The following is a 6,480-nucleotide window of genomic DNA, read 5'->3' on the forward strand; positions in this document are numbered from 1 at the left end:
CTCGACCCGTCACCCGGGAAAAACGGGGGCCATGAGCCAGCTTAGCGAAGTTGATCCAGGTCTCGATTGTGACGACCAGGCAGGTCGCACCGCAAGGTTGATGTCGATGCGCTCATCAACTTACATTCAGAATCCAGTTGCGAAAGATCGCGACCTTTCGGTTGTCCTGTGTATGCTCAGGGCACACCAAGTAATAGGCAAGGTCGTCAATCAAAGTGGCATCCAGGAGCTGCACCAAGTCGCCGCTCGCAAGTTCCGCCGCAATCATTGCAACGGGCAGTAACCCCGCTCCCTGACTAGAAAGGATCGCCTTTAGAATAAGGCTGCTATCGTCAAATGAGGGGCCGCGGGGGGAGCGGAATTCTTCCACACCATTCGCCTGAAACCAAAGGCTCCACCCCTTTCGATCGGCATCTTGGACATGTGGCCAGCCGACCAGATCCGCCGCGCATCGGGGGGCGCCGAGGCGTTCAACGAGACCGGCGGCCGCCACGGCAACCATTTCAACGGCGATGATGTGGTCGCTGCGCAAGCCCCGATAGCGGCCGATACCATGGCGCACGGCGACGTCGACGCTGCTGCGTGAGAAGTCCGCGAGGGCGCTGCTTGTGACGATTTGAAGATCGATATCGGGATTGCTTTCCCGGAAAGATTGCATGCGTGGCACGAGCCAGGAGGATGTAAAAAACGGTGTAGCGCTGACCGTCAATATGCCGTCGTCGGCGGATGACCTGACCCGTCGTGTGGCCTCGGCGATCTGTCGAAAGGCGTTGCGGACTGCTGGCAGATAGTCCCGGCCCGCATCCGTCAAGAAGATGCCGCGTGTCACCCGCTTGAACAGTTTTACCCCGAGATGAGCCTCCAGCGACTTAAGTAGCTGGCTGATAGCGCCGGGCGTGACGCAAAGCTCATCGGCCGCCATCTTGACCGAGAGATGGCGTGCTGCTGCCTCGAACGCCTTCAGTGCATTGAGCGGTGGAATGTCACGATTCATGAATTAGATTTTCTATGTTATTTGCAGGAGGAAATCTGGTTTGTGCAGCCCTGTAGGTATGCTCTATCACGCTTCATCACCGCTGTCTTGTTCGCCATGAACAGGGGAGGGCGGTTAGATGGAGGCAGATTTTCTAATGCATGCGATACCCGGTTCCGAGGCAGTTGGAATGGTGATGACTTCGGCTGACCTCACTTTGCTTACTCTCACAGAAGTCGGCGACACGATCAGAAATGGGGGCACCTCCTCGCTGGCGATCACTAAGGCCCAACTTCACCTCATCTCCGATCTAGATCCGGACCTCCACGCCTATTCGCAGGTGATGGAAGCGAGTGCATTAGAGCAGGCGAAAACAGCGGACGAAGAACTCGCAGCCGGATGCCATCGTGGCCCGCTGCATGGTGTTCCCATTGCCGTCAAGGATTTATGCTGGGTCGAGGGCCAACGGACCCGTGCCGGCACACTTGTCCATCAAAACTTCATTCCGGACGAAGACGCCACAGTCGTCAGACGACTGAAACAGGCCGGGGCGATCATCATCGGCATGACGCAAATGACCGAGGGCGCCTATTCAGACTATCATCCGGCAATAACCCCGCCTGTAAATCCGTGGAACGGGGACTACTGGGCCGGGATTTCCTCAAGTGGTTCAGCAGTCGCGACGGCGGCGGGCCTTTGTTTCGGTGCGATCGCGTCGGACACTGGCGGATCGATCCGGTGGCCCTCGGCCGCAAATGGGGTCACCGGCCTCAAACCGACATGGGGACGTGTCAGCCGGCATGGCGTCTTTGATCTCGCACCCTCTCTCGACCACATTGGTACAATCGCGCGAAGTGCCATCGACGCAGGGGTCATGCTTGGCGCCATTGCAGGGAGCGATCCGAAGGACCCTACCGCGGCGGCGCAACCAGTGCCGGATTTCTGCTCCGCTTCACGCAGCGGGATCGACGGCCTGCGGATTGGCTTTGATCCACGGTTGAATAGTGAGGATGTGGAGCCCCAGACACGGGCTGCTCTCGCAGCCGCTACCGCCGTTTTTTCCGACCTCGGCGCGCACATGGTCGAAATCACGTTCCCCGACGTAAGGCAAATGATTGCCGATTGGGTGCCGAACTGCGCCGCGGAGGCGGCGGTCGTTCACGAGCGTTACTTTGCGAAGAACAGGGCTTTGTACGGGCCGATCCTTGCGGGTGTTATTGAAATGGGCAAAGCCGTCTCGGAGGCTGAGTATCAACAGATACTTCTGCGTCGAGCGATTTTCCGCGCTGAAGTCGAGGTTCTATGTGCGACGGTCGACCTGATCCTGACCCCGGTCCAGCCGTTCGCTCCCCTGACGCTCGCCGCCATCGCGACACTGGGTGAGCAGCCTGATCTGATTGCCAGGCTGCAACGGTTTACATGCCCTCTCGATATGAGCGGCCACCCCGCACTTACTTTCCCAGCGGGCATTGCAAAGGATGGAATGCCGATCGGTCTTCAACTCCTAGCCGGTCATTTTCGGGAACTAACCTTGGTGCGCGCTGGAGCTGCGTTCCAGGGGCGCACGGCTTGGCACCAAAGACACCCGAGAATCTCTTGAGGAGTAGACAACCATGAACGCAACCCCGGAGCGCAGCGGCATCTTCTACGGCTGGGTCGTCGTCGCCGCAACATTTACGCTGACTTTCGTGGGCTTCGGTAGCGCCTACACCTTCAGCGCTTTCATCGATGTTTTGCAACGAGATCTCGGAGCGTCACGTGGATCGGTCTCGCTCGTCTTTTCGTTTGCAGGCTTTCTGTACTTCTGCCTGGGCGTGATTTCCGGTCCTATTGCAGACCGATTTGGAGCAAGATCGCTCTGCGTTATGGGGATGGTGCTGGTCGGGCTCGGCCTTGCCTTGGCGGGGCAGGCGCGTACCATCGCCGAAGCCTATGCGGCCTACGGGCTCGGTATAGGTCTGGGCGTAGGGTGCTCCTATGTGCCCGCCCTCGGCGCAGTTCAGCGTTGGTTCATCACGCGACGCGGGTTGGCATCGGGTCTTGCGGTCAGCGGTATTGGGTGCGGTACGCTTGTCATGCCGCCTCTGGCGACGTGGCTTATATCGACGCTTGGCTGGAGAGAAGCCTACCTGGTGCTCGGTGGCGCGGCCGCAACCGTTGGTGTTGCCGCCTCACTACTGCTCGAAAGCGATCCGGGGCGACGGGGTCTCCTGCCGGACGGAGCCGTGCTTGAACACGGCATAGCGAGCCCGGCGGCAAGGGAGGGAGTTTCGGTCAAGGATGCGATACGCACCCCACGATTTATCGGCATGTACGTAGCATGCCTGTTGAGCGCAATCGGCGTGTTCATTCCCTTCGTTCATCTAGTACCGTTTGCAGTCGATCACCACATTTCTCCGACCGCCGCGGTCCTCCTCTTGAGCGCGATTGGCGTTGGCAGCACGGCGGGTCGCTTCTGCCTTGGAGGGCTCGCGGATCGCTTGGGCCGTGATACCTTCCTGGTTGCAATGTATGTAGGGATAGCGGCTTCGCTTGCGGTCTGGGCCTTCGCGGCCGGGCCGCTGGCCCTTGCCGCCTTCGCCTTGCTGTTCGGATTGTTCTACGGCGGCTGGGTCGCAGTGCTGCCGGCAGTGGTCGCCGATCATTTCGGCCAACACAATGTTGGGGGGACGATCGGCATACTTTACACGAGCGTTGCGATTGGCACGCTCATTGGCCCTAGCATCGCCGGTTATATCCACGACGCTAGCAACAGTTACTTCCCGGCCATTGCGATAAGCGGATGTGCTAACGCGATAGCCGCGCTTGTGGCGATCCTGACGAACACCATCCAGATCAGGACGTATGCCGCATGACGACCAGCGCCTGACCGTTTTGTGGTAGGCCTGACTTATTCATCCCAAGGGGCATCCCGACGCACATTCGTTCCGACAAAGGCCCGGAGTTCATCGCCAAGGCCGGTAACATCATTGCAGCTAGGCGGCCGACGGAGAAATCCAATTGAGTGGAATGCATTTAGGGATCAGAATCTTGTGTTGACGAACATTCTTTGCGATATCGTCGAAAAAGAGACATTGAGGCCACATCCTCCTGGCGCGACAGACGAGGACATCGACCGATGCCGCGCGGACAGAGCGGCAAGGGGGATAGAAATACTTGGAGAAATTCGTGATGTCCTGCATGTGGAAACCATGGCACGCCGCGTGCAGGTATAAGCCGCACGAGGTTATAGCGCTGCCGTGCGCCCTAGGTGTTTGATCCCATGGTTTGATGGTGCGATCCTTTCCTTGGAATGGAAGGATGCCCTATGGGACAAATTCGTCACGGAAGCGCCACGACCACGCACGCTGTCCGAGCAGCAATACAGCGATCGCAAGCTTCGCTCGCGCAACTGAGCAGGGAGTTGGGCATCAACCCCAAGACCGTTGCGAAGTGGCGCAAGCGTGCGACGGTCGAGGATATGAAGACGGGGCCGTCAGAGCCGCGGTCAACCGTCCTCACCGAAGCCGAAGAGGCGATGGTCGTGGCATTCCGGCGTCATACGCTTCTGCCCTTAGACGATTGTCTTTACGCCCTGCAGCCCTCGATCCCCCACCTGACACGATCCGCACTGCACCGGTGCCTACAACGGCATGGCATATCGCGCCTGCCTGATGTGGAGGGCGACAAGCCGAAGCGGTCGAAGTTCAAGCGCTACCCCATAAGCGTTGATCTTCTAAATGACTCTCTCACAGTCAATTCAGCACCTTTCCGGGATTGAGAAGCGCCGGCGCGTCGAGCGCGCCTTTGATTCGGTGCATCAGGGCGAGTTTTGCCGGGTCGGATAAAGCCGATAGCGGCGCCACCCGCTTCGCGCCGATCCCGTGCTCGGCTGAAAACGACCCGCCCAGCTCTCTGATGCCCCGGTAGATCGCCTCCTCGACGGCACATGCCTTTCCGGCCGGAATGTCGCTGCCGGTGCTGTTGAGAACGATGTGGAGTTTCCGTCGGCAAGATGGCCGAAGACGTAGGGATCGAACGCGGTATCGATTGCCTTCAGATCGGCAAGGCATCGTTCGAGATAGGATGCGATTTGCGAGAGGGGGATGGAGACGTCGTAGGATGGCGCGCCCGGATGCTGCCGGTAGATGAGGTCCGTGTCCTCGCGAAGCCGCCAGAGATCGGCCTCCTGCGCGCCCGAAGATGCGATGACGGCCGAGGTTTCGGGGTGAACGGCAGTCACGTCCTCGTAGATGCGCGCGAGCTCCGATTGCAAGGCGACCTCGTCCGCGCCGCCGAGTGTCATCAGCAGATTGACGGGATGGTCGGTGGCGTAGTCCACAGCCGACCAGCGATGGTGGCTGGAGGTCAGGCGGAAATAGCTGTGCCAGATTGCTTCCGCGGCGCGTAGATGGCCGTATTCGGCATCGAGTCCACGGCGAACCGTTTCGAGTGCTGCATCCACCGAGGCCAGGCCGAACAGCACTGTCGCGGTGGCCAAGGGCTGGGGTTCGAGCTTGACGGCAATCCGCGGTATCACGCCGAGCGTGCCTTCCGCGCCGACAAACAGATGCTTCAGATCATAGCCGGCGGCGTTTTTCACGACGCGGGTCAGGTCGGAATAGATTGAGCGATCCGCAAGCACGGCCTCCAGTCCAAGGATACGATGCCGCATGACCCCGGACCGGAAGGCCGAAATCCCTCCGGCGTTCGTCGAAGCCATGCCGCCGATGGTCGCCGAGCCGCGGGAAGGCAGATCGATCCCCGGTTCAGGCGATGCTCCGAGGACGCCATCTACAATGCCTGCAGCGTCACGCCGGCTTCCACCACATGAAGTACGAAAGCGGGATGCAGATTATCTACGACGTTCTAAAGAAAGGTGTGTTCGTCGAGTTTCGAGGGCGGTCGCACTATCTTGAAGGGCCATTCGCCAGCCAGCGGGAGGCAATGCGAGCTGCTGAGGATCACTGCAAGTCGTTGGGGTGGAGCCCGGAGGCTCAAACCTTAGTGCAGCCCTAAAATGATTGGAAGGGCACCGTTTCAAGGATGGTGCCATCAAAGACGGCAAACGAAAGGCCGCCCAGGGGGATCAAGCGGCCTTTCGTGCGGTCGGGCTCGGTGGGCTGGGAAGGAACACATCGGCCGCGATCGACAAACCGCGCGGGACGCCGTTTGTTCCTTAGAGGGAATTGACAACCGGCGGGGAGCGCTCGGTGAACTGCCAGCTTTTGATATATCGGTTTATACTGTCACGGCAGTGCCGCGACGGCCGTTGAGCCCGGCCCCCCAACTCCCACGCCTGGCATTTTCAGCATACCGGAATTCGCCAATTGGCGTAGATGGTCCCAGACAAGGTCCTTGTCCGCACAGGCGTGGTAAGCTCCGCGGCACCGGTCTCGCAGCACCAAAAGCGCGTCCTGAGCTTCATTCCCCGGCAACCCGGCGGCATCCGCGATGGTTGCACCGAGGAACCCGATATCCATGGCCATTTGTGGGAAAGGGTCGACGTTGTGGCCAAAAGCGTGAAC

The 6,480-nt window shown here is 59.7% G+C and carries 4 protein-coding genes and 3 pseudogenes; 3 read left to right on the forward strand and 4 right to left on the reverse strand.

All coding sequences use genetic code 11. The features are described from left to right. Positions 1–115: 115 nt before the first annotated feature. Positions 116–994 carry a transcriptional regulator GcvA gene (gene gcvA, locus ACOZK4_RS07750; RefSeq protein ID WP_421580921.1) on the reverse strand — a complete coding sequence of 293 codons (879 nt, stop codon included), beginning with the start codon at positions 992–994 and terminating at the stop codon, positions 116–118. 118 nt (positions 995–1,112) lie between these two features. Here gcvA and ACOZK4_RS07755 point away from each other — a divergent pair, with 118 nt between their 5' ends. The 3 genes and pseudogenes from ACOZK4_RS07755 to ACOZK4_RS07765 form a co-directional block, all read left to right on the forward strand. Beyond that, positions 1,113–2,573, forward strand: a complete 1,461-nt coding sequence (locus ACOZK4_RS07755; protein ID WP_313529938.1) for an amidase — start codon at positions 1,113–1,115, stop codon at positions 2,571–2,573. 13 nt (positions 2,574–2,586) lie between these two features. After that, complete coding sequence (locus ACOZK4_RS07760) at positions 2,587–3,828, forward strand: MFS transporter (RefSeq protein ID WP_313529941.1); 1,242 nt, start codon at positions 2,587–2,589, stop codon at positions 3,826–3,828. 452 nt (positions 3,829–4,280) lie between these two features. Then, positions 4,281–4,676, forward strand: a pseudogene (locus tag ACOZK4_RS07765) (IS481 family transposase); the annotation flags it as partial. Positions 4,677–4,707: 31 nt separating this feature from the next. On the opposite strand, the gene ACOZK4_RS07770 reads toward ACOZK4_RS07765, so the two are convergent. From ACOZK4_RS07770 to ACOZK4_RS07780, 3 genes and pseudogenes are all read right to left on the reverse strand, one after another. Then, the gene (locus tag ACOZK4_RS07770) at positions 4,708–5,025 is read right to left on the reverse strand and encodes an FAD-linked oxidase C-terminal domain-containing protein (protein ID WP_313529946.1); all 318 of its coding nucleotides are present in this window, start codon (positions 5,023–5,025) and stop codon (positions 4,708–4,710) included. Further along, a pseudogene (locus tag ACOZK4_RS07775) lies at positions 5,010–5,675 on the reverse strand (FAD-binding oxidoreductase); the annotation flags it as partial. The pseudogene ACOZK4_RS07775 and the gene ACOZK4_RS07770, both read right to left, overlap by 16 nt. Positions 5,676–6,201: 526 nt before the next feature. Further along, positions 6,202–6,480 (reverse strand): annotated as a pseudogene (locus tag ACOZK4_RS07780) (hypothetical protein); the annotation flags it as partial.

The organism is Shinella sp. M27, assembly GCF_049199905.1.
Taxonomy (GTDB): Bacteria; Pseudomonadota; Alphaproteobacteria; order Rhizobiales; family Rhizobiaceae; genus Shinella.